Below are 23,418 nucleotides of genomic sequence, written 5' to 3'. Positions count from 1 at the left end.
CCGACATGTACAGGTGACCGCCGGCGACGGCTCGGGCGTGGCCGCCCTGCGTATGGGGCGCCTCCGCGACGATCACCACACCCGCGAAGCCACCTAACCTCGGCCCTTCGTTAGGGGCATCCAAGGAGGGGGGGCCGCAGTCGCGCTCAACTGGGCAACTGCAGGGCGTGGTCGTCCGGTCAGACGTCGACGTTTTCGATCTGGAATGTCTGCACCATCCCTGGGTTGAACCAGGACCAGAACCGGGTGCCGTTCATGACGGTGTCGGTGTGGTACGAGTACCGCTGGCCGCCCTCGGTCGTGTCGGTCGCCCAGCGCGAAATCGACGTGGCACCGACCCTGCCGAAGGCGGACAGGTCGTAGCCGATGTATTGTGCCGGACCCCGGTTCAGGCTCACCAGCACCAGGCGGCGCTTCGACTGGTCGTACGCGGCGACGGTGTTGGCGTCGCCGGATTCGATGATCCGCATGCCCGGTCGGATGTGCCGGCTGTACTGCGCCATCACGGAGTACTTCGTGCGGACCGCGCCGATCACGGCGTTTGGCTCGTCGACGGTGATCATCCCCCAGTCGGCGCCGTCCAGCGCCTGCCAGTAGACCCAGGCCGTGGGGTGCAGCGCACGCATGTCGAGGTTCAGGTTCACCGCGAGACGTAGGCCGGTCGCGTCGCCGTCGCCGTACTCGGACTGCCAGAGCCGCTTGCCGGCCGCCCGCGCGTCGGTGTAGAGCAGATCGCGGCGGCCGCCCTCGTACTGGTAGCCGTGGACGTTGATCTTGCCGACGTGTGCGCGTGCCGCACCGAGTGCGGCCCAGGTGGCTCGCGCCTGGTCGTAGCTGGTCTCGTCGGAGGCGGCGATGACCGTGCTCAGTCCGCGGGCGGACAGCTCCCGCTTGAGGTGGCCGATCACCTGGGCCTGGATGGCGGCGTCGACGTGGCAGCCCTCCTGGGTTCCGTCGGCCTTCCACCACGGAGCGGACGGTTCGTTGAACGCGTCCATCGAGGTGAACTGGAAGCCCCAGCGGTCCTTGGCGTAACGGGCGACCGTGGCCAGATAGACGGCGTGCTGGAGGTAGTTCCAGGACTGCAGGTTGTTGCCGCCATCGGCCGCTCCGGAGGGATTGTGGTTGGTGCACATCCACCACATCGGCGAGTCCGAGAACAGCTCAAAATGGTTCACACCGCGGTCGCGGGCTTTCCACAAGGCGTTGCGCTGCTTGGAGTCGGCGTACCAGTTCCAGCTCGGCGACGCCGGGTCGCTGCTGTTCCAGTTCAGCCAGTAGCCCTCGATCTGTTTGAACGCGGGGATCTTCGGCGAGGCCACCATGGAGGCGCCGCCGGCCGGCTGCCGGGAGCAGCCGCCCAGGTTGTATCGGACGATGTTCATGCCGAGGCCCGGCACCGTGGTGGCGCCGATCGTAACGTCGCGGGTCGTGAACAACGCGTCGGCGATATCGTTCCGGTCACCGAAGACGTTGGCCCACCAGGCCAGCGAGGTGCCCCACCCCTCCCAGACGCCCCAGCCGATCCCCGGGTCGGGGGTGGTGGTGTAGTCGGCCCGCGCCGCCGCCGGCCACACAGCCGCCGTGCCGGCCGCCGCCGGCGCGACCATCGCCGCCAGCACACTTCTTCGTCGCATCACGCCGCTCCGTCCGATCGAGATTGATCGTTGCGAGCACGGATGTTGGCACCCGTCGCGAATGGTGTCAACGAGCCGGCAAGCGGGTCTGCGACGTGCCTTTTCATCCGCTGAACGCGGCTGCTGACACCCCGGGCGGGCAGGACCTGGCGCGTGGCACGCAGCGTTGGAAGGCGGTACGGGAAAAGCGGCGTGACAACCCGTACCGCACAGGTTGAAATCTCGGGCCGCGATATCATCCCCGGCCGGTGTTGTCCGGGCCGCCGGCGAGCATGGTGACCTCGATCAGCTGCCGGATGATCGCCACCTGTGGGTGGAGCGGATCCTCGAGCCGGCTCAGGGCGCGGCGCCAGGTTTCGGCCGCGGCCCCCTCCTCACCCTGCGCCCGGTACGCCTGCCCGAGATGAACCAGCGCCTCCACCTCGGCGTCGGACTCGCCGAGCCGCCCGAAGAGGTCGGCCGCGGTCCGGCCGAACGCGACTGCGGCCGCCCGGTCGTCGCGCTTCGTGGCGGCCAGCCCGAGGCTGTCGGCGGCGAACGCCTCACCGGCCCGGTCGCCGAGTTCCTGGCACAGCTGGAAGGCCTGGTGGCCTGCTTCGGCGGCGCGGTGGGGATCGCCGAGGAACACCTGGTTTCGGGCGATCAGGTTGAGCGCCAGCGCGGTGCCGCCCCGGTCGTTCTCGTCCCGGCAAAGGTCCTGCGCCAGCTCGGCGTAGGTCAGCGCGGTCCGGGGACGGCCGACCCGGTTCAGCAGCTGGGCCATGCCGAACAGCGCGTACGCGTGAGCCAGCCGTGGCCCTCGGCGCATGCCGCGTTCGAACACCCACCGGTATTCGTCGCGGGCCTGCTCCTGCAGTCCGGTGCCAGGGGCGGCGGGCGGCGGGGTCGACGGGCCGGCCGCGGTCTGCGCCACGCGGCGGGCGGCGGCCATGTCGTGCCAGTGGCTCCACAGGTGGAAGTAGAACCACACCTCGGCGAGCAGCGAACCCGGATATCCGGTGGGGTCGGAGTCGGCCGCACGGATCAGCAGCGCGGTCAGCGCCGGCCTTTCGGCCTGGCACCAGGCCAGACCCTCGCCGGGATCGGTGTGCTCGACCGGGGTGACCCCCGGCAGCGGCGCGGCATCGCGGATCGGCCCGTATTGCGGGTGGCGCAGCCGGTCGACCCGCTCCATCGACGCCAGGTAGTGGCTGGTACAGCGGTCCAGCGACACGGCCCGCTCGGCCGGGCTGTCCCACCTCATGCCCAGTTCGGCGGCGTAGGCCCGGAGAAGGTCGTGCATCCCGTACCGGTCCGGGGTCAGTTCGGTCACCAGGTGCGTGCCGGTCAGCTCGGCCAGCGCTCGTCGGGTGTCCGCGGGCGGCAGACCGGCCAGGCTGGCCGCGGCGGGCAGCGACAGGTCCGGGCCGGGGTGCAGGCCGAGCAGCCGGAACATCCGCGCCGCAGCCGGGCTGAGCTGCCCGTAGGTGCAAGCGAAGAGGCTGCGCAGGTCGTTGACCGGCTTCTCCGAGCTCAGCACGTCCAGCTGGCGGAGGTCGCGCAGCTGCGTGAGCAGGGCCGCGATCGGGAAGGCGGGGCGGGTGGCGAGCCGGCCGGCTGCGATACTCAGCGCCAGCGGCAGGCCGGCGCACAAGCCGATGAGCTCGGTGACGGCCGCCTGCTCGGCGGCCACCCGGGCCGGGCCCAGACGGTTGCTCAGCAGTTGCCGGGCGTCGGCCGGATCGAACATGTCCAGCATGACCAGGTGCGCGCCCTCGGCGGCGGCCAGCCCGATGAGCTCGCGCCGGCTGGTCACCACGACCAGGCAGCCGGACCCGGCCGGCAACAGCGGCCGGACCTGTTCGCTGTCCCGGGCGTTGTCCAACACGATCAGCATCTGCCGCCGGGACAGCAGGCTGCGGTAGAGGGCGGTCTGGGCGTCCGGGCCGGCCGGGATGCGGTCGGCAGGCACGGCAAGGGCGTCCAGGAAGCTGCGGATCACGTCGCGGGGGCCCAGCGGCGGCGACATCGGGTCGAACCCGCGCAGGTCCGCGTAGAGCTGACCGTCAGGGAAGCGATCCGCGACCAGGTGCGCCCAGTGCACCGCCAGCGTGGTCTTGCCGATGCCGGCCGCGCCGCCGATCGCCGAGATCACCACGGTGCCCCCGGGCGCCGCCGCGCCGTCGAGCTGCTTCACCAGGCCGTCGAGCACACCGAGCGCGACGTCACGGCCGACGAATCCGGGCAACGCGATCGGCAGTTGCCGGGGCACCGGCGGCGTGGCCCCGACCCGGACGGTCTGGGTCGGCGGCGTGGGCGCCTCCTGCCGCAGGATCCGCTGGTACGCCCGGGCCAGTTCGGCGCCCGGCGGGACGCCGAGCTGGGTGTCCAGCCGATCCTGGATCTCGGCGTACACGCGCAACGCGGTGGCCGGGTCGCCGCTGCCGGCCAGCGCCTCCATCAACAGCGCATGGGCCCGCTCGTCCAGCGGCTCGCACTCGACCAGCGTCCACAGTGCTGAAAGCGCCCGGTCGCCGCGGGCCACTCGGGCGTAGTCGGCGACGGTGGCCGCCCAGGCCCGGTGCAACGCCGCCCCGGCCGCCCCGGTGTGGAACTCGGCCAGGTCGGCCAGCGGGGTGCCCTGCCACAGTGCGAGCGCCTGCTCGTACCGGTCGGCGGCCTTGTCCGGCTCGTCGGCGGCGATTCGCGTGGCCCGCCCGGTAAGCGCCTGGAACAGCAGCCAGTCGAGCTCGTCCTCGGCCAGTTGGAGCCGGTAGCTGCGACCGGTCGACACCAGCCGTCCATCGACGGCGCGAGACGGCCGTCCGGGGTCGAGGATCTGCCGCAGCCGTCCGACATACGCCTGGACCGAGTTGACCGCGGCGTCCGGCGCGGCCGGACCCCACAGGGCGTGGATCAGCTCGGCTCGGTGCACGGCGCCGCCGGCCCGCAGCGCGAGCAGGCCCAGCACCGCTCGCTGGCGGGGCGGCCCGAGTGGCAGCGGTCGGCCGTCTCGCCAGGCGGCGATCGGGCCGAGGATGCGCAACCGCAGGCCGGCTGCGGCAGGCACCAGCCCGACGGCCGTTTCCAGCGCCTGCGGCAGCGGGAGCTGGGCGAGGTGGCGTCCGGCGGGGCCGGCAGCCGGTCGGCGGGCCCGGATCGCTGCTCCCGGTTCCGGCCCGGTCGCTCCCGACATGACATCTCCCGCCATCGACGGCATCGATCACCTTACGCATCGGAGTTGATCTCGACAAGAGTTGGCTGGGCTTCACCGCCCGCAACGGTCGGCCCCGGCCGCCGGGCCAGCTCGGCAGCGTAGGCGCGGACCAGCACGTGCATGCCGTACCGGCCGGGCGCCCGCACGCCGAGCAGATGCACGGCGGCCAGTTCCGCCAGCGCCCGTCCGGCCGCCGGACGAGGCAGCCCGCACAGCTCGGCGGCCACTGCCGGCGTCACCTCCCGGGCCGGACCGGGCCCGAGCAGCCGGAACAGCCGCGCCGCGGACGGGTTCAGCCGCCGGTACGAACTCCACAGCAGCGCCCGCAGGTCGGTGCCCGGGTCCTCGCCGGACAACGCGTCGAGGCGCGTCTGGGCGTCACGCAACCGGCCGGTCAGCGACGCGACGGGAAATTCCGGGCGGGCGGCGATGCGGGCCGCGGCGAGACCCAGCGCCAACGGCAGCCCGGCGCACAGGGCGATGAGATCGCAGACCGCCGCCGGCTCGGCCGTCACCCGCTCCTCGCCCAGCCTGGCCACCAGCAGCCGCCGGGCGTCAGCCGGGGCGAACGGACCGAGGGTCAGCCGCTGGACGCCCTCGTCACCTCCCAGCGCGGTCAGCCGCCGCCGGCCCGTCACCACGATCAGGCAGCCCGGACCCTCAGGCAGCAGCGGCCGGACCTGATCGCAGTCCCAGGCGTCGTCCAGCAGGATCAGCACGCGGCGGCCGGCCAGAAGGCTGCGGTACAGCGCGATCCGGGCCGCCGGAAATGCGGGAATGCGGCCGGCCGGTACCCGCATCGTCTCCAGCAGGCTGCCCACCGCCTCGCCGGTGCCCAGCGGCGGCACGACCGGGTCATGCCCACGGAGATCCAGGAAGAGCTGGCCGTCCGGGAAGCGTGACGCCACCGAGTGCGCCCAGCGCACCGCCAGTGCGGTCTTGCCGATGCCGGCGGCGCCGTCGACGGCCACGACGGTCGCCATGCGGCGGGCCAGCGCCGCGTCGAGGTGCTCGTCGAGCCTGCGCAGATCCTCGTCGCGGCCCACAAACCCGGGCACCCGCGCCGGAAGCTGACACAGCGGCGCCAGTTCGGCCAGCCGTACACCTGCCGGAGTTTGCTGGCGTAGGACGGCGAGCTGCGCCTCGACCAGGTCGGCGTCGGCGCGCAGCCCGAGCCGCTGGTTCAGCCGGGCCCGAACCTCCGCGAAGACCCGCAGCGCGGCCGCCTGCTGCCCGTCGGCCGCGAGGGCCCGCATCAGGCCGGCGTGCGCGCGCTGGTTGAGCGGATCCTGCTCGGTCAGCCGCCACAGGTAGGGCACAGCCTCCCGCGCCCGCCCCGCCGCCACCGCGGCGTCGCCGAATGCGGTGACTGCGGCCGACCACGCCCGGGTCGCCCGGATCAGCGCCGGCCCGCCCCGTAGCCGGGCCACATCGGACAGCGCGTCACCGTCCGGCCACAGGGCCAGCGCCCAGCCGAACAGTCGAGCCGCCCCAGCGGCGTCGCCGGCCGCGAACAACACGCCCGCCTGCCGGGTCAGCTCGGTGAACCGGGCCCAGTCCAGCCGGTCGGGGCCGAGCCGCAGGCGGTAGCGGCGGCCGGTGGAGACGAGCACGCCGTCCGGATCGAACGGGGACCGGCCAGGGTCGAGGAGCCGGCGTAGCCGCGCGATGTAGGACTGCACGACGTTGACCGCGGCAGCCGGCGGCCCCTGGCCCCAGACCATGTCGATCAGGTCGTCGCGGTGCATGTCCACATCCGGGTTCAAGGCCAGCAGACCCAGCACCGCCCGCTGCGCCGGTTGTCCACTGGGGAGTGCGACACCGTCGCGCCAGAGAGCGAGCGGACCGAGCACGCGCAGCCGTAAGCCGGCCCGGTCGGTGGCCGCCCCGTCACCCGCCGGGATTCCGTACGGGACCGGATCGAGCCGCAGCGTGGCGGTCAGCCGCTCGGTCAGCCGCCGATGCGCCCGCGTGGTGCGGCCCTGTTCCAGGTCGCGCAGCATGCCGATGCTTACCCCGGCCCGGCCGGCGAGCTCACGCTGGGTCAGGCCGAGCTGCCGGCGCCGGGTGCGCACCAACCCGTCCGGCCCGGACAGCGACCACTCACTCGTCACGGCCAGACGATACGACCGACCCGGCCGCCCACCACAGCGTCCCGGCGGTACGGGAACGCGTACAGCTGACGTCCAGCGGCTGAAACAGCCTCGCTTCGATACTTGCCGCGATCGATCCGAGCGAGGAGAACCACTATGCGCCGAACATTGCTGGCGGCTGCGGCGGCGCTGCTGGCCGGGACCCTGCACGGGATGCCCGCCACCGCCGCGCCCGCCGTGCCCGATACGGATGTCAGGGCGGCGGCCGTGTCGACGCCGCTGACCTACCGGGTCTTCGCCACCCGGGAAGGGCTCGTCGGCGGCACGACCGCCAACGGGCACGTCATCAAGCCCAACGACCACTTCGTGGCGCTGCCGTCGCGGTCCGCGCTTTCCCCGGCCGGCAGCACGGCCAAGTCCGTCAAGGTCTGCGGCCCGTCGTCCTGCGAGACCGCCCCGGTGTGGGATGTCGGCCCGCACAACACAAAGGACAACTACTGGGATGCGAACCGGGAGATGTTCAAGGATCTCCCGCAGGGACGTCCGGAGGCGCAGGCCGCATACCAGAGCGGCTACAACGGCGGCCGGGACGAGTTCGGGCGAACGGTGCCGAACCCTGCCGGCATCGATTTGGCCGACGGCACGTTCTACGGCATCGGCCTGCGTGACAACGGGTGGGTGACCGTCACCTTCCTGTGGACGACCGGTGGCACCGGCGAGACACCCGCTGTCTCTCTGCAGAGCTCACCCACCGTGCAGTACGGCATCCAGATGCAGGTGTACGGACGGGCCGCCAACGGCCACGCGTACGGCAACGTCTACACGCCTGGAAAGAGCTGGACGGGCTGGCAGGACCTGGGCGGCAACCTGACCGGGCGACCGACCGCGGTCGAATACGGCAGCCAGTTGCAGGTGTTCGGCCGCGGACCGGACGGCGCCACATATCAGCGGGTGTACACACCCGGCACAGGCTGGTCGGGCTGGACCAACCTCGGCGGCAACCTGGCCGGCGACCCGGCCGTCATCGTCTACGACACCGAGCAGTACGGCACGCAGCTGCAGATCTACGGCCGCGCCGCGAACGGGCAGGTCTGGTCGCGGGTGTACGCGCCGAAAAGCGGCTGGGGCGGCTGGTACTCCCTCGGCGGCAACGTGACCGGCGCGGTGTCGCTGGTGCAGTACGGCACGCAGCTGCAGGTGTTCGGCCGTGGCGCCGACGGCGGCACGTACGGCAACGTCTACACCCCCGGCAAGAGCTGGACCGGCTGGACCAACCTCGGCGGGAACATCGCCGGCGACCCGGTGGCGGTTCTCTACAACACCGCCGACTACGGCAACCAGCTGCAGATCTTCGGCCGGACCTCCGGCGGCGCCGTCTGGTCGCGGGTGTACGGGCCGAAAAGCGGCTGGGGCGGCTGGTACTCCCTCGGCGGCAACGTGACCGGCGCGGTGTCGCTGGTGCAGTACGGCACGCAGCTACAGGTGTTCGGCCGCGGCACCAACGGCGCGACCTACCAGAACGTCTACACGCCCGGCAAGAGCTGGACCGGCTGGCAGAACCTGGGCGGCACCATCGCCGGTGATCCGGTCGCCGTCGAGTACGACACCGCCCAGTACGGCAAGCAACTGGAGATCTACGGTCGCGGCGCCGCCGGCGTCACCTGGTCGCGCGTCTACACGCCGAAGCAGGGCTGGAGTGACTGGTACTCCCTCGGCGGCAACCTCACCCTCTAAGGACAGGACGCACATGATCACTATCAGACGGTTCGCCGTGGCCGCCATCGCGGTCGCCGCCACCCTCGTCACCCTCGGCCCGGCCCCGGCCCCGGCGGCGCCTGCCGGCGCCAGCAACAAGATCGTCGCCATCGCACACGAGGAACTCAACGACCCCGCGCACAACCACGAGAAGGGCGGCTACAACTGCAACTTCTACTCCGGCGCCCTCAAGGCCGGCTCACCGTGCTCGAACGGCTGGAGCAGCCAGGAGTGGTGCGCCGACTTCGCCCGCTGGGTCTGGGGACAGGCCAAGGTCGAACACACCGGCGACCTCAATGGCGCGGCGGCGAGCTTCGCCCAGTACGGCCGCAGGTACGGCACCTGGCACACCGGGAACCCGAAACCAGGCGACGCGATCGTGTTCAACCTGAGCTCCGACTTCAGCTACGCCAGCCACGTCGGACTGGTCGTCGCCGTGTCCGGCTCCAACGTCACGATGATCTCCGGCAACACCTACCACCCGGCAGACGGCAACACCGACGCCGTCCAGCAGGAGACGATGTCGCAGGGCCTCGCCAAGATCTCCGGGTACGCCTCCCCGGTCGGTGGGGTGTCCGAGTCGGCGCCGGAGGCCGCACTGCAGGGCTCCCCGCTGGTGCAGTACGGCGTGCAGATGCAGGTGTACGGACGCGCCGCGAACGGCCGCACCTACGGCAACGTCTATACCCCAGGCAAGAGCTGGACCGGCTGGCAGGATCTGGCCGGCAACATCACCGGTTCGCCGACGGCCGTCCAGTACGGCAACCAGCTGCAGGTGTTCGGCCGTGGCCCGGACGGCGGTGTCTACCAGAAGGTCTACACGCCCGGTAAGAGCTGGACCGGCTGGAACAATCTCGGCGGCAACCTGGCCGGCGACCCGGCCGTCATCGTCTACGACACCGACCAGTACGGCACCCAGCTGCAGATCTACGGCCGCGCCGCGAACGGCCAGGTGTGGACGCGCGTCTACTCCCCGACCGGCGGCTGGGGCGCCTGGTACTCCCTCGGCGGCAACATCACCGGCCGGGTCTCCCTGGTGCAGTACGGCACGCAGCTGCAGGTGTTCGGCCGTGGCGCCGACGGCGGCACGTACGGCAACGTCTACACCCCCGGCAAGAGCTGGACCGGCTGGACCAACCTCGGCGGGAACCTCGCCGGTGACCCCGTCGCGGTCGAATACAACACCACCCAGTACGGCAAGCAGCTCGGCCTCTACGGCCGCGCCTCCAGCGGCGCAATCTGGTCGCGGGTCTACACCCCGGGCAGCGGCTGGGGCGCCTGGTACTCGATGGGCGGCAACATCACCGGCCAGGTCTCGGCCGTCCAGTACGGCGTGCAGATGCAGGTGTTCGGCCGGGGCACCAACGGCGCGACCTATCAGAACGTCTACCAGCCCGGCAAGAGTTGGACCGGCTGGCAGAACCTGGGCGGCACCATCGCCGGCGACCCGATCGCGGTCGAATACGACACTACCCAGTACGGCAAACAGATAGAGGTCTACGGCCGCGGCGCCGCCGGCGTCACCTGGTCGCGGGCCTACACCCCGGGCGTCGGCTGGTCCGACTGGTACTCCATGGGCGGCAACCTGACCTGATCACCGTCCCACCCGCGGCGGCACCTCGCACCAGGGGCGGTGCCGCCACGGTCTCCCGAGCCCTGCCGGACCCGCCACGGTGGCCCCGACCGGCTGGTTGGATGGCCCTGACCCGCGTCGCCACTTTGTGTTCCGCGTACACCCACAGCGGGTCCGGTCGTTCAGCGCACGATCTCGACGGTCGCCTGGTGGCCTTCGAGGCGTGCGAGTTCCTCGACGGTGGCGTTGTAGGTTCCCAGGTGGAGGGTCTGATCGGAGTACCCGATACCGTTGGTGTTGTAGTAGAAGCCGATGTTGCCCCACGGGATGAAGTAGATGAGGTCGCCGTCTTCGGGATTTGATCCTGGCGATCCCTCGTACGCCAGGGCGCGCGGAAGATCGGCGATCTTTTCGCGGCCGTTGAACTCCTTCAGCGTGAGGGTGAGTGGCAGCATGCTCAGGAAGTCACGGGTGGCGGGACTGTCTGCACCGATGGTCACGTCCACCGATTCCGTGCCGGCCGTGAATCGGACGATTGTCCCCACCACGTCCTGACCTGTGTTGGGCGGCGCGGTGCTGGTCGTGCTGCGGGGTGCGGACGAGGCACCCGGCGTGGACGGTACGGCAGGGGGGATGGCCTCGCCGGTGGAAGGCGCACCGCACGCGGCAAGGATAAGCGTCAGAACGAGCGCTGCCACCGCGACATTCCCCTTTCGCATACGAGGAAGCTCCCTGCGATCAATTCGGCGGTTCAGGCCGTGGACAGTCTTGTCATTCAACTCAACCTTGTTTTCTCCGACTTCGACCGGGTGGAAAAGGTGGCCCGGCTGGTTTACCGGGCTGGGAAGCGCAGCACCCGGTCGTCGCCGTTGCGGAGGTCGCCTTCTGGCCGCCTCACTCCGGTCCGGAAGCGGCAGCCGAGGTGCTGGACTGGTCCAGCGGTTCGGTCGGTTCGCGCTCATGCGGTGCGAACGGGTCGCTGAACAGCACCGCTGCCGTAGCCGCGAGTGTGGTGAGGGTGCGGCCCGCGAGGGTGCTCATCCGCATGGCGTGTCTCCTGCCGTCAGGCTGCCGGGGTGTTACGTTCCACCACGGCCCCCCGGGAGGCAGTCCACGCACGGGCCGGCTTCTCCTGCTCGGCAGCTGGTCAGGGGTGTAGCAGGACCTTGATGGCGCGGCGCTCGTCCATCGCCCGGTAGCCCTCCGCCGCCTGGTCGAGCGGGAGGTCGAGGTCGAAGACCTGGCCCGGATCGATCTGCCGGTCGGTGATCAGGTCGATCAGGTCGGGCAGGAAGTGGCGCACCGGGGCGGGCCCGCCGTGCAGGTGCACGTGGGAGAAGAACAGGTCCATGCCGGGCAGCGCGACGTCGTGGGTGACGCCGACGTAGCCGACGTGGCCGCCGGGTCGGGTGGCGCGGATGGCCAGCCACCGCGCCACCTCGTCGACCCCGCTGGTGGCGGGCACCTGCTGCTCGGCCCCGCCGGCACGGTGACACCGCTGCATGTCGACAACAGCACGGTCCTGCTCTGCCAGGTGCTCGGCCGCAAGCACGTACGACTGGTCCCGTCGTACCAACGTCACCTGGTCTATCCGCGGGGCGGAACCTTCAGCGCGGTGGACGCGGCCCGGCCGGACCTCGACCGGCATCCCCGCTACGCCGAGGCCACCGTGCTGGAGACCATCCTCGAACCCGGCCAGATGCTGCTCATCCCAGTCGGCTGGTGGCACTGGGTGCACGCACTCGACCTCAGCGCCACGGTCACCTTCCACCGCTTCCGGGTGCCCGGGCAGAACCACCGGATGGCAACCCCACCCGCAGCCGGTGGGCCCAAGAACTTGGCTTGACGTCCCGCGCCTCCGTCAGCGACGACGGTGCGTCGTTGCGGGCTGCCAGCCACCAGCCCCGGGCCTGGCGGCATGGCATCAGGAGGTGGCCGTTGACCTTGCCTGGTTGGCCGCGTCAATGATCCAGCACCCGCGTCGCAGGCGGCCGAACCGTCCACCCGCCCTCAGCGGCCCGGCGCGCCCGGCCGACGGCGTCGAGGTCGGCTCACCGGGCGGCTGCTGGCACCAGGCCCTTTGGAACACCCGAGAACACACCGCAAACTGGACCCGAACAACCTTCACTATTGCGGACGTCAATAGTCCGATCCCCCGGGCGGTGAAGCCCGCCGCAGATGCCTCCACAAACAGCTCCGCCAACGACCAGTCGGCAAGCAGCTACCACCCATAAGTCGCCAGGCTAATGACAGCAATCCCCGAACTCCGGAAAAACGGGCCGGCCTCACTTGACAGAATTCCCTTTGCGGCCAAGATTCTGAAGACTGGCCCAAGTCCAGCTGATCGATCCACGGAAATGGAGTCGTCATGCGTGGTCTGCGATTGCCACGAAGCCTGTCCGTCCACCGACCCTCGCGGCTGTCCAGGTATTTCGTCCCCCTGATTGCCGCCCTGGCGGTGCTTGCCGTGCCGTCTGTCGCCTCCGCCTCGGTTGTCACGATAGAGCAGCTTGCCACCGCCCGCTGGTCGACCCCGTTCCAGTGCCCGGATGGCTCCGCCGCCTCCAACGGCCTCCTGATCGTGCAGTCGCAAAACTTCTTCGACGAGGCCACGACGCCTGACCCCAATCCGCCCATTTCGGTCACGTTCCGGGGTCAATGCCCGGACGGCACCTTCAGCTGGGGCGCGGGGCAGCAGACCCAGTTGCCGACGACGCAGTTCGACCGGGATCTCGCGTTCGTGAGCGTCAGCGGCACATACGAAAACGTGCGGGACAACAGGGGCGGGCTACACACCGTCTCGGTCAACGCCAATTGGACCGCGACCGGACCGGCCGTGACCGAGGACGATGGGCATGGAAACTGGCTCATCCAGCGGCCGGCCGCCGCGACGGCGACGATCATTTTCGACGGCAACACGGTCGTCGACGGCACCGCCAACTACCCGAACCATGCGCCGTTCATCCGAGTCGAGGCATGCAGCTACTAGCACGCCGCTGTTCGACTCCTTGAGTCGGGCAGGTGCCGAGGACAAACGAGTCTTCTGCTGGCGTGCCTGTCCGAGGAGTGGCAATCAGGGTTGGGCGGACGAACCCTGGTTCGGTTGTTCACCGTGGCGGGGCTCGCCGATCCGATCAGACCGGGTCGCGCTTGCTCAACTCTTAACCTCGGAGGTTGGATAGATCAATTCGGCCGGTCGAGACCGCCGCGACGACGCCACCATCGACGAGAAGATCCGTGCCGGTGATGAACGAGGCTCCGTCGGACAGCAGGAACTCGGCTGCGGCGGCGATGTCGTCGGGCGAGCCGAGCCGGCCCGCGCCGGAGGCCTCGACCATCGCGCGCATCCCGGCGCCAGCCGGGCTGGCCAGTTCCTGTTGACCCATCTTCGTAGAGATCACACCGGGGCTGATCGAATTGATCCGGGCCCCCCTCGCACCCCACCCGGCGCTCGCCGCGCGCACCCGAAGTTGGTTCGCCCGTTTGGAAAACGAATACGCGTGGCCGGCGGTCGCGAACGCCGCCGCGTCGGCTGCGGGCAGGGCGAGCAACTCGTCGGCGGGCGTGAGCGCCAGTTGCCGCTCGACCTCGTACGACGGCGGCGCGACAAGGTGCCCGGACATGCTCGAGATGACCACCCCGGCGCCACCCATGGTGATGACCTGGGCGAACTCGTCGAGGATGAACGCCGTGCCGAGCAGGTCGACCCTGAGGATCGACTCGACTGATGCCTGAGCGGGCGAGAGTCCGGCCGTGTGGATCACCTGCCGCACTGGTCCGAGGTCTGCTGCCATTCGCGCGAGCGCGCGCACCGACTCCCGCGAGGAAATGTCCACGACCTGGGCATGCACCTGCTGTCCCTCGTCACGGAGGGCCAGCGCCGCGGCGTTCAGCGTGGTCTCGTCGTACTCACCGAGGAGCACGGTCTTGCCCGCGCCGACGCGACGGCTCGCGGCGACGCCCATACCCCCCGCACCAATGACCACCAGTACTTCGTTCGGCACGCGCACACCTTCCTAGCCACAAAACCGAGACGCAGCGTCTCGGAATTCTAGCCTACGCCTTCCCTGGAGCAACTAGACTCGATGCGATGACCAGGGGACGAAGGCGAAGTGAGGCGTCACGGCTCGCCATCCTCGACGCGGCGCGTTCTCTGCTTCTCGAACGCGGCTACGACCAGCTCACGATCGAGGCAATAGCAGCACGCGCGGGTGTGGGTAAGCAGACCGTCTACCGGTGGTGGCGGTCGAAGAGCGCGGTCGTCGCCGAAGCCGCACTCGATGGCGGCCTCGCACCCCCGCTCACGCCGCTCCCCGACACCGGCGACATCGCAGCGGACCTGCTCGATTGGCTGCGTTCCTGGATTGCCCACCTGAGCAGCCGGGAGGGCACGAGCCTCATCCTCGGGCTCACCGCCGCCACCACCGAGGACCAGTCCATCGCCGACACGCTTCATACGCACTTCACTGGTCCGCACGAACGACTGGTGCGCCAGCGGCTTGAACACGCCCGTGCGGCTGGACAGCTGTCCCCGGACGCGCCGCTGGCCATGATCGCGAGCGTGCTCATCGGGTCCTTGCTCTACCGCGTCCTCCGGCGCCAGAGTGAACCGCTCCCACACGACGCCGACGAACTCGTGCGCCTCGTACTACACGGAGCGACCCGCCGGGCCGAATCCGGCCGAACCCCATCACGTGCAGCCAGCAACAGCACGGCCGGTCACCCCGCAGGCTCCACGTCCGGACGGGCTGACGTCAGCTAACCGAGGCGGACCGTCACTCTCCGTCGGAGTCACGGAACCCTCCGATGCCCCTGTCGCCGCCGGCGTTGCGATTACGGCACGGCGTCCAGCACCGTGTTCTGGCGGCCTGCGGCGCCCCGAACACCGATCCGTCCGGCCCGCACGGGCTGGCATCGACTCCGCCGCCTCAGATTGGTGGGGCTGGAGCTTCCGGCGCCCGGCTGCGAGAGGGGCGCTCGGCGAGGACAACAACCCCGAGCAGCACGACGGCGGACGCGCCACCCGCAGCCAGCGGCGGCATGTTCAGCATCGCCGGGACGAACACGCCAAGGGCGAGTAGACCACTCAGCCACGACCAGGAGACCCGGCTGAACACCTGGAACTCGAAGCCGGCCCGCCCAAGGAGGAACAGGGCGGGCCCGCCGAGGATAGTGAAGATCCAGGCCGGCGTGGCATGCCCGAGCGGATGGTCGATGTATAGCTCGTACCCGACTCCGGTCACGAGGATGCCGGCGACCATGGTCAAATGAGTGAACGACGCGGCGACGCCAAGACGAACCGGCTCCCGTGCGCTGGTGATGGCGAGCGGCAGCACGTGTCCGGCCCGGAAGAAGTAGATCCGCCAGAACTGGACGGTCGTAATCATCGCCAGCGCGAACCCAGCCGTGCGGTCGCGGGTGAAGCCGGGTTCCCCGCTCAGCGTGAATCCGATCGTGAGGATCGTCTCGCCGAGCGCGATCAACAGGAACTGCTGGTACCGCTCCGCCAGGTGCTCTCCGGCAATACTTCGACCGAGATGCCGAGAGCGACCGAGTCCGGGCACCGGCCAGCCGAGCGTCAGGCCTGCATAGTCCAGGATCAACGCGGTGCTCCAGAGGACGCCGCGGGCCGGCGGCAAGTCAACGACTCCACCGGCAAGCCAGAGCACCGCGGTGAGCCCGGACCACATGAGGACCCGCGGCAGTGCTGCGGGGTTCGCCGGGTCGGGTTCACCCCGTGCCGCCGCGAGTAACGCCAAGACCCGGCCAACCTGAACCGCGACGTACGCGCCAGCGAAGACCAGTGCCCGCTCGCCGAACCCCTGTGGCAGCGCAACAGCCATCACCATGCTGCCGACCATGGTCAGCACCATGACGAACACCACCACCCGTGCCTCCGGGTTGAGCCGGCTGGTCAGATAGGCATTCGTGATCCAGATCAGCCAGAGGGCAAGAAACAGCAGCAGGGTCTGGCTGGCATCGAGTAGGAGGGTTCGCTGTTCCGTGGCGAGATCGGTGACCAGGCGTTGGGAGACCCGGGTGAGGGCGAAGACGAAGACCAGGTCGAGGAAGAGCTCCAGGGACGTCGCCCGTTGGGGGCCGGACTCGATCCGCAACAACCGGGCCGCACGTGGATCATTCATTCGAAATGACCCCTCCACCCTGCAGCGTCGATAATCACAACGCTCAACGAAGCAGGGCCGCTCCTGTTGCGGACCCCTCCCGCGGGTTTATCTCCTCGGCTCGGTTGAGCCGTGGCCTGGTCCGCCCGGCCCGGTGCAGCAGGCCCGCATTTCCGACCGACTCCCAAGCGGCCGGTATCGCGCACGAAGCATGCTGACGGCCATGACGAAATCGGTTGCACCATCGCCGACAATCGTCCGAAATGGTCAGCGAGTTTCGACGAGAGTGGCTTGACGCGCGTTGGTCCGGCACCTACCTGGCAGCCAAGGCGGGTGGCAGGCATGAAACGTGACTCCGGAATTATGAAGTGTTCCGGTTCATGTGGAGACTCCGCAAGGTCCGGATATCGTCTGGAGTCTTGTCCTGCTCACAAGACTCGCTGTAACGTCGCGTTACAGCAGTCGAAGGAGAGGGTCATGTTAGACTCTGCCGCGCCCCAACTTGTCATAGACAGCCGCATGCTCTGCATCGGGTGGCTGCCGGCCGACCCGGACGTCGCCGTCGCGTCTGTTCCGGCCAGCCTGAATCCGCGTTCCGACCGGCGGGTTATTTTCAGCCAACAAGTGGTAGACGACGAGGTCCAAAGCCCGGGCTTCGGCGCATACGACCTGACCTTCCTTGGCATCGCGCTCACCGAGACCGACAACGTCGGAGGCGTCAGCCAAAGCGGCTGGGGAACGCACTGCCTCATCTCCAGCCGCCGGCTACTCGGCCACGCGCGAGCCCGCGGCATCCCCGCAATGCCCGGTCGAACCGCTATCCATGAACAACACGACAAGCTCGTTACGGAAACCCGACTTGACGGCGTCCCGGTAATCCGCACAAGCTGCCGAATCGGAAACACTCCCCGCGCAATGCAAAGCGGGCATCATCAGCATTTCGTCCGACGCGACGGGCACACGACGAGCATCGTTTACACGTACATGGCCGAGTTGGTGGCGCCATTCGAGATCGAGTCGGTGGAGTTTCTCGAACCGGAGCACCCGATTTACGCACTTCGCCCCGCCAACCCTCTCGATATCGCGTGGGCCTTCTACTCACCGCGTACCGCCTTTGCCTACCCCGGCATCGCTAGCGGAAATCCGCGGATCGAAGCTGGACGCTGACCGTCGCGGCGCCGCCGCGCTGCCGGCTGCCCGACGGCACGCTCCCTTACCGGGTCAGTTGAGTGGACCGGTCACCGCGGTCACCGTACCCCCGGGCAGGAACCCGGACCGGCTGTGCCCGCCGTGCGCCACGGGACCGGGTAGCGAGACCGCGGCGGCGGCATACATCCGCGGTGGCCCGGCGGGAGGGCCCCCGTGCCAGGCCAGGTAGCCGGAGACGGTGGCGGGCTCGCCGGGGAAGCGGCGTGCCAGTTCCGTGATGTAGCGGGACGCCCCCTCCTCCCGCGGGTCGAACCGGAGCACGAGCATCTGCCCGGTGGCGGGCCGCAGCACCTCAGCGGTGAGCAGCCAGGGGGCCAGGTAGGTGCCGAGCGCCGCGCTCGGCCCCCGCGTGGCGTCGCGGATTGCCGCCTCCGCCGCGGCCCAGCCGGTGACCACCAGCGTCGGGTGCCGCCCGGTCCCGGCGGGTACGACCCGCAAGCCGGCCCGCTGCGCGGCAGCGGTGACGGTGGCGACCGCCGCGACGGAGCGCGCCGAGGAATCCCCGACGACGCTGACGGCGCCCTCGGCCCGGGGCGCGAGGAAGGCGACCGTGGCGTCGAGGTCTTCGCGGTCGCTGGGGGTGAGGGCCTCCGCCGGGCAGCGCGGTGGCGGCGGTGAGCTGCCACGGAGAAGCGCGCCGAGGGCCGCGCTGACACATTCCGGCCCGTCCGGACCGCGCAGGTCGGGGCCGGCGCCATCTGCCTGTCCGGCGTCCAGCCGGACGACGGCCGCCCGTCCCCCGTACGCGACGTGCAGCCGGCTGGGTCCGGGCGGGAGGTGGACGAGGGACCAGCCGCTCGCGGCTCCGGGCCGCCGGCCGGCGGGGGAGAGACGGTCCGCCCGCAGTCCGACGGAGATCCCCTCGGCACCGACGTGCACGAGGTTCCAGCCGGGTCGTTGCGGCACCACCACCAGCGGGATTCCCCGGCCACCGGTGTCCAGGGTGACCAGCAGGGGCGCGCCGGGTTGTCCGGGCGACGCGGGAAGAGCGACCGCGGTGGCGACGACGACGATGACGACCGCGGGCAGCACGATCACCTGCCCGGGCAGCAGGGTCCGGTCCGGACGCCACCGGCGACGCAGGCCGGTGACCAGGCCGCCGGCCCCGGCGAGCGCGATCGCCAGGCAGATCCAGCGCATCGGTCCGCCCCAGGAAGGTCCCGCCAGGCCGAGGGCGGCGTGGTCGCGGCCGAGACGGACGGCCCCGGCTGCCGCCTCGGCGGTGACGGCGGCGAGCGCCCAGGGGGCCGACCGGCGGGCGACGCGCCATCGCCGGCTCGCGTCGGTGCTGAGCACCGTGGCGATCCCGCCCAGCAGCAGCGCGGCGGCCACCCCGTGTCCGGCGGCGGCCAGGGTCCCCGCGACGGTCTGCGCGGGCAGCGCCAGCAGGCCGGCGCCGGCGGTCACCATCAGCGCCAGTGGCACGCCGACGGCGGGCCGCCCGGCGTACCGGAGCAGGGCAAGGCTGGCCGCCGCGAGCGCGAGCGTCGCGGCGGCGGGGGCGTCGCCTCCCAGGCCGAGGCGGAGCAGGTGCGCGGCGGTGGCGGTGACCGCGGTGGCGGTGAGCCAGCGCGCGACCCGCGCGCCGGGGGTGTCGAGTGGCCGGAGCAGCACCAGACCTGCGGCGGTGGTCGTCGCGGCGAGGGCGAGCAGGCCGAGGAATGCGGTGGCGGCCGGCGCGCCGCCGGTGCCGTCCTCGGCTCGGGCCGGCGTCGAGGCCAGCAGCGTGACCGCCACCCCGGCGAGGGCCGCGCCGGCGAGCCGTCCGGGCGGAGGGGGTACGCCCCGGCGACGCTCGGCGTGGCGCGGTGTCGCGGTGGGGTCGGGCACTCGCCTCTCCTCTGGCGCAGACGACGCCGGATCGCTCGCCTTTCCAATGCGGACCGGGTGCCGGGGTGAGCAGCGGCCGCAGCGCGGCGGCCCGCGGTGCGTCGGCGAACAGTGACGAGACTAGGCGGCGTCCACGGCGGATCACATGGGTCGATCGGTTGGGCCGGTCGGCCGTGGGTAGGTGTTGCCGGCGTACCAGTCCCCGCGTCCGTCGGGGAGCAGGTCGAGCACGTTCCATACCGGAGAGAGCAGGTCGATGCCGCGCTCGGCCCCGTCGACGAAGTTGGCCGGTTGGCTGTAGAAGTGCCGGACGCCGCCGGTGCGGACCAACACGCTGATCATCGGCCGCTGGTCGCCGTTCGGGTGCTCCGCCCGCAGGTCGGCGTTGAAGCTGGTCTCATAGCTGGAGAGCAGCCGCAGCCCGTCCCAGCCGCGCCGGGCGCCCCAGGCGCGCAGCTTCGTCGCCGGCGCCTTTGCGACCACGGCGAAGGCCGTGTGTTGCCGGAGGTGGTGGACCACGCCGTGGAACCCGTCCACCCAGAGCGAGCACATCGGGCAGGCGGCGTCCGCGTCCGGATGGAACATCAGGTGGTAGACGACGAGGGTGCGGTGCGCGCCGAAGAGCGCGGAGAGCCGGGTGGCGCGCAGCGGGCCGGCCGTGGTCAGATCGGCCGGCCCCTCGGTGAGCGCGTGGTCGGCCACCGGTGCGCCCAGGGGTAGTTGCCGCCGCGCGGCGGCGACCCGTTCGACCTCGTCGCGCAGGCGGCGTTCCGCCTCGGCCAGGCGCTGCCGCGCCGTCACGTAGCTGGAGTCGGCGCCGGCCGGCCACATCGGCAGCGGCGGCGGTCCTGTCGTCTCGTCCATGCTCCTCGCCTTCCCCTCCTCGCGCCCCCGGGGCCGCAGGCTCGGCGCGGGCTGCCGGGCACCCGCGGAACCTGCCAGCCGAGCCGCAGATCGCTATAGAATATAGAAGTAAAGCGCTGTCGGTGTGGGTTCGCATCGATGAAGGAGGCCCGCATGACGAAGACGACCTCGCCATCATGGATGCCGCAGCAGGGCCGCGCGGACCGGCACGCCACCGCGGCCGGCGACCCCGACGCCGACGTCCACGAGTGGCTGGCCGACTGGCGCCGACAGGCCGGGATGCGGGTGGACGTGGTGCCCCTGGCCGGCCTGCGCGGCTGGCGGCAGGACGCCGAAACCGGGGTGCTGGCCCACCAGAGCGGCCGGTTCTTCCGGGTGGAGGGGCTCTCCGTCGACATGCCCGGCGCGGCCGTGCCCCGCTGGGACCAGCCGGTGCTGCACCAGCCGGAGGTGGGCATCCTTGGCCTGCTCGCCCGCCACGACGGCGACACCCTGCGGGTGCTGGTGCAGGCCAAGGCGGAGCCCGGCAACCAGGAGGGCCACCAGTTCGCGCCGACCGTCCAGGCCACCCGGAGCAACTGGACCGGCGTGCACGGCGGCCGGCCGGTGCCGTTCCTGCACCACTTCCGGAACCCGGACCCACGCCGGGTGCTGGTGGACGTCCGCCAGTCCGAGCACGGATCCTGGTTCCTGCGCAAGCGCAACCGCAACATGGTGGTCCTCACCGACGAGGACATCGTGCCGCCGCCCGGCTTCCGCTGGCTCACCATCGCCCAGCTGCACCGGCTCCTTCGCCACGACGACCTGGTCAACATGGACATCCGTACGGTGCTCTCCTGCCTGCCGGCGGAGTTGACGGCCCGGGCGGCTCTCCCCGGCCGGGACGCCTTCACGGCCGCGCTGCACCGCTCCTGCCAGCCCGGGTGGGGCGGCCGGCACACCACCGCCGAGCTGCTGCACTGGATCAGCGACGCGCGTAGCCGTACCGAGGTGGGCGCCGACCGGACGGCGCTGCGCGGGCAGGCGGCGTGGCATCTCGGCGAGGTGTCGCTACGTCACGACAGCGGCCTCTTCTTCGAGGTCATCGGCGTCGACGTCGACGCCGAGGGGCGCGAGGTGGCGAGTTGGTCGCAGCCGATGCTGCGGCCGTGCGGCCAGGGGGTGGTGGCGTTCCTGGCCACCCGGATCGACGGCGTGCTGCACGTGCTGGCGCATGCCAGGGTCGAAGCCGGCTTCGTCGACGTGGTGGAGCTGGCGCCGACGGTCCAGTGCACGCCGGCCACGCTCGCCTACCTGCCCGCCGCGGCGCGTCCGCCCTTCCTGGACCAGGTGCTCGACGCGCCGCCGGAGCGGGTCAGGTTCCGTGCGATCCTCTCGGAGGAGGGCGGCCGGCTCTATCGGGCCCGCAGCAGCTACCTGATCGTGGAGACCGACGACGTCGACCTGGAGACCGGCCAGTACCGCTGGGTGAGCCTGCACCAGCTCTCGGAGCTGCTCCGGCACAGCAATTACGTGAACGTCTCGGCCCGCAGCCTGATCGCCTGCCTGCGCGGCCTGCTGGACGCCAACTGAGCCGACGGCGGGGTGGACCGGGAGCGGCCCGGTCCACCCCGCCGCGAAGGTGTCAGTCGTCGAAGCCGGTCGGGTGGGCGTCTGCGACGGCGTTGAGCAGCACACCCTGTTCCAGCAGCGCCTTGCAGGCGCAGAGCACCATGGTGAACCCGCCCATCGAGTCGATCGCCTTCGTCACGGCCTGGTCGGCGGTGCCGGTGAAGCCGGTCTCGGTGATCCGGACCAGGGTGGTGTCGCCCTCGCCGGCTAGGAACCGCCATTCGAGTTGGGTGGGGCAGTCCGGGTCCCACTCGGCCAGGATGCGGCTGTTCTCCTGTACGTCCTTGACGGTCACGACGGTGGAGACGCCGTACATCTCCCAGTCCCAGGTGACGGTGGCGCCGGATTCGAGTCGACCGCTGCTCTTGGTGAACCAGAACTTCGTGGTCACCGCCGGGTCCGTGAACGCCTGGAAGACCTCGGCGACGGGTTTGCGGATGAGCATCTGCGCGGTGATGGCAGGTGGTTGGGTCAAACGGTCACTGTCCACGGGGTAGCCGTGTTCCCTTCTCGTGTCGTCGGGCATTACGTACAGAGGTGGTGGTCGTGGGCGCCGGCCTCCGGACGCGGGTCAGGCCCGTCGCCGGTACAGGAACATCGCGAGCGGCGCGAAGATCGCCACCAGCGCCGCGCAGCCGACCAGCGCCGCGCCGACCTCCCCGGCGGTCGCCGTGCCGTGGGCCAGGCCACGGGCGGCGGTGATGGTCAGCGCGAACGGGTTCAGGTTGACCACGGCCTGTAGCCAGCCCGGCAGCGTCTCCTGCGGCACGAAGAAGTTGCTGACGAACGAGACCGGGAAGACGATCGCCTGGCAGGCGCTGAGCGCGGCGGTCGGGGACTTCAGGGCGAGCCCGAAGACCACGTACACCCAGGAGAAGGAGAAGACGAAGACCAGCGTGATCAGGATGGTGGCGAGGACGCCGAGCACGCCGCCCTGCGGCCGGAAGCCGACCGCGAGACCGACCGCCACGGCGACCGCGCAGCCGACGATGTAGAGCACGTTGTTGCCGAGCAGGGTGCCGACGATCGCGGCGGGACGCCAGATGGCCAGCGCGCGGAAGCGGTCGGTCACCTCCCGGGAGGTGTCCAGGTTGACCACCGCGCCGACCCGCATGCTGATCATGATCCCGGTGAACACCACGATGCCGGGAATGTAGAACTGCATGTAGCTGGAGGTCGAGCCGGACAGCGCGCCACCGAACAGGAAACCGAAGACCAGCGTGAACATGATCGGCACGCCGAGCGCCTCAAGGATCTGCGTCGGGTCACGGCGTACCTTCTGCACGGCCCGCCAGGCGAAGGTCAGGGTGGACGAAAGCGCGCCGGGACGCCGGGGCCGCGCCGCGGCGAGCGATGACACCCCCCGGCCGGCACCGGCCTGCACCACGCTGCTCACGCCGCCACCTCGCTCCGCTCGGCGTCGGCCTGAGCGTTTCCCGCACCGTGCTGCTGGTTCGCTCGCTGGCGCTCGCTCACGCCGTCACCTCGCTTCGCTCGGCGTCGGCCTGAGCGTTTTCCGCACCGTGCT

General features: G+C 70.8%; 19 protein-coding genes. 7 read left to right on the top strand and 12 right to left on the bottom strand.

Annotated elements, in window-relative coordinates; genetic code table 11:
* Positions 1 to 179: 179 nt before the first annotated feature.
* The 3 genes from ACQPYA_RS19690 to ACQPYA_RS19680 all read right to left on the bottom strand — a co-directional run bounded on the left by ACQPYA_RS19690 (position 180) and on the right by ACQPYA_RS19680 (position 6,947).
* A complete protein-coding gene (locus ACQPYA_RS19690) occupies positions 180 to 1,637 on the bottom strand; it encodes a glycoside hydrolase (RefSeq protein WP_433528569.1) in 1,458 nt (485 codons plus the stop codon).
* Between the two features lie 235 nt (positions 1,638 to 1,872).
* Positions 1,873 to 4,812: a BTAD domain-containing putative transcriptional regulator gene (locus tag ACQPYA_RS19685; RefSeq protein ID WP_433528568.1), complete on the bottom strand. Its 2,940-nt coding sequence runs from the start codon at positions 4,810 to 4,812 to the stop codon at positions 1,873 to 1,875.
* A gap of 32 nt (positions 4,813 to 4,844) precedes the next feature.
* The gene (locus tag ACQPYA_RS19680; RefSeq protein WP_433528567.1) at positions 4,845 to 6,947 is read right to left on the bottom strand and encodes a BTAD domain-containing putative transcriptional regulator; all 2,103 of its coding nucleotides are present in this window, start codon (positions 6,945 to 6,947) and stop codon (positions 4,845 to 4,847) included.
* A gap of 135 nt (positions 6,948 to 7,082) precedes the next feature.
* Between ACQPYA_RS19680 and ACQPYA_RS19675 the strand changes: the two genes are divergently transcribed.
* Together ACQPYA_RS19675 and ACQPYA_RS19670 are read left to right on the top strand one after the other, a co-directional pair.
* Positions 7,083 to 8,660 (top strand): hypothetical protein, encoded by a 1,578-nt coding sequence (locus tag ACQPYA_RS19675; RefSeq protein ID WP_433528566.1) that lies wholly within the window; start codon positions 7,083 to 7,085, stop codon positions 8,658 to 8,660.
* A 13-nt stretch (positions 8,661 to 8,673) separates the two neighbouring features.
* Positions 8,674 to 10,275 (top strand): hypothetical protein, encoded by a 1,602-nt coding sequence (locus tag ACQPYA_RS19670; protein WP_433528565.1) that lies wholly within the window; start codon positions 8,674 to 8,676, stop codon positions 10,273 to 10,275.
* 161 nt (positions 10,276 to 10,436) lie between these two features.
* Here ACQPYA_RS19670 and ACQPYA_RS19665 read toward each other — a convergent pair whose 3' ends face one another.
* From ACQPYA_RS19665 to ACQPYA_RS19655, 3 genes are all read right to left on the bottom strand, one after another.
* Complete coding sequence (locus tag ACQPYA_RS19665) at positions 10,437 to 11,033, bottom strand: cyclophilin-like fold protein (protein ID WP_433528564.1); 597 nt, start codon at positions 11,031 to 11,033, stop codon at positions 10,437 to 10,439.
* A gap of 115 nt (positions 11,034 to 11,148) precedes the next feature.
* Positions 11,149 to 11,301, bottom strand: a complete 153-nt coding sequence (locus ACQPYA_RS19660) for a hypothetical protein (RefSeq protein ID WP_433528563.1) — start codon at positions 11,299 to 11,301, stop codon at positions 11,149 to 11,151.
* Positions 11,302 to 11,401: 100 nt separating this feature from the next.
* Positions 11,402 to 11,758 (bottom strand): hypothetical protein, encoded by a 357-nt coding sequence (locus tag ACQPYA_RS19655; RefSeq protein WP_433528562.1) that lies wholly within the window; start codon positions 11,756 to 11,758, stop codon positions 11,402 to 11,404.
* On the opposite strand from ACQPYA_RS19655, the gene ACQPYA_RS19650 reads away from it, so the two are divergent.
* Entirely contained in the window at positions 11,744 to 12,100 is a 357-nt protein-coding gene (locus ACQPYA_RS19650; protein ID WP_433528561.1) for a cupin-like domain-containing protein, read from the top strand. The two genes, ACQPYA_RS19655 and ACQPYA_RS19650, sit on opposite strands and share 15 nt — an antisense overlap.
* A gap of 522 nt (positions 12,101 to 12,622) precedes the next feature.
* Positions 12,623 to 13,243 (top strand): hypothetical protein, encoded by a 621-nt coding sequence (locus ACQPYA_RS19645; protein ID WP_433528560.1) that lies wholly within the window; start codon positions 12,623 to 12,625, stop codon positions 13,241 to 13,243.
* 172 nt (positions 13,244 to 13,415) lie between these two features.
* On the opposite strand, the gene ACQPYA_RS19640 is transcribed toward ACQPYA_RS19645, so the two are convergent.
* Positions 13,416 to 14,258: an SDR family oxidoreductase gene (locus ACQPYA_RS19640; protein ID WP_433528559.1), complete on the bottom strand. Its 843-nt coding sequence runs from the start codon at positions 14,256 to 14,258 to the stop codon at positions 13,416 to 13,418.
* An 86-nt stretch (positions 14,259 to 14,344) separates the two neighbouring features.
* Between ACQPYA_RS19640 and ACQPYA_RS19635 the strand changes: the two genes are divergently transcribed.
* Complete coding sequence (locus ACQPYA_RS19635; RefSeq protein WP_433528558.1) at positions 14,345 to 15,016, top strand: TetR/AcrR family transcriptional regulator; 672 nt, start codon at positions 14,345 to 14,347, stop codon at positions 15,014 to 15,016.
* 166 nt (positions 15,017 to 15,182) lie between these two features.
* Here the strand turns inward: ACQPYA_RS19635 and ACQPYA_RS19630 are convergent, their stop codons facing one another.
* On the bottom strand, positions 15,183 to 16,373 hold the full coding sequence (locus ACQPYA_RS19630) for a low temperature requirement protein A (RefSeq protein ID WP_433528557.1): 1,191 nt from the start codon (positions 16,371 to 16,373) through the stop codon (positions 15,183 to 15,185).
* A 480-nt stretch (positions 16,374 to 16,853) separates the two neighbouring features.
* Between ACQPYA_RS19630 and ACQPYA_RS19625 the strand changes: the two genes are divergently transcribed.
* Positions 16,854 to 17,543 carry a hypothetical protein gene (locus ACQPYA_RS19625; RefSeq protein ID WP_433528556.1) on the top strand — a complete coding sequence of 230 codons (690 nt, stop codon included), beginning with the start codon at positions 16,854 to 16,856 and terminating at the stop codon, positions 17,541 to 17,543.
* Between the two features lie 54 nt (positions 17,544 to 17,597).
* Here the strand turns inward: ACQPYA_RS19625 and ACQPYA_RS19620 are convergent, their stop codons facing one another.
* Entirely contained in the window at positions 17,598 to 19,415 is a 1,818-nt protein-coding gene (locus ACQPYA_RS19620; RefSeq protein ID WP_433528555.1) for a hypothetical protein, read from the bottom strand.
* 141 nt (positions 19,416 to 19,556) lie between these two features.
* Positions 19,557 to 20,279 carry a DUF899 family protein gene (locus ACQPYA_RS19615; RefSeq protein WP_433528554.1) on the bottom strand — a complete coding sequence of 241 codons (723 nt, stop codon included), beginning with the start codon at positions 20,277 to 20,279 and terminating at the stop codon, positions 19,557 to 19,559.
* A 153-nt stretch (positions 20,280 to 20,432) separates the two neighbouring features.
* On the opposite strand from ACQPYA_RS19615, the gene ACQPYA_RS19610 reads away from it, so the two are divergent.
* Entirely contained in the window at positions 20,433 to 21,851 is a 1,419-nt protein-coding gene (locus ACQPYA_RS19610) for an NDP-hexose 2,3-dehydratase family protein (protein ID WP_433528553.1), read from the top strand.
* A 52-nt stretch (positions 21,852 to 21,903) separates the two neighbouring features.
* On the opposite strand, the gene ACQPYA_RS19605 is transcribed toward ACQPYA_RS19610, so the two are convergent.
* Together ACQPYA_RS19605 and ACQPYA_RS19600 are read right to left on the bottom strand one after the other, a co-directional pair.
* Positions 21,904 to 22,365: an SRPBCC family protein gene (locus ACQPYA_RS19605; RefSeq protein WP_433528552.1), complete on the bottom strand. Its 462-nt coding sequence runs from the start codon at positions 22,363 to 22,365 to the stop codon at positions 21,904 to 21,906.
* Positions 22,366 to 22,461: 96 nt separating this feature from the next.
* Positions 22,462 to 23,286: an ABC transporter permease gene (locus tag ACQPYA_RS19600; RefSeq protein ID WP_433528551.1), complete on the bottom strand. Its 825-nt coding sequence runs from the start codon at positions 23,284 to 23,286 to the stop codon at positions 22,462 to 22,464.
* Between the last annotated feature and the right edge of the window lie 132 nt (positions 23,287 to 23,418).

The organism is Micromonospora sp. CA-263727 (assembly GCF_050942455.1).
Classification (GTDB): domain Bacteria; phylum Actinomycetota; class Actinomycetes; order Mycobacteriales; family Micromonosporaceae; genus Micromonospora.
This window is presented reverse-complemented; position numbering and strand designations above follow the sequence as displayed.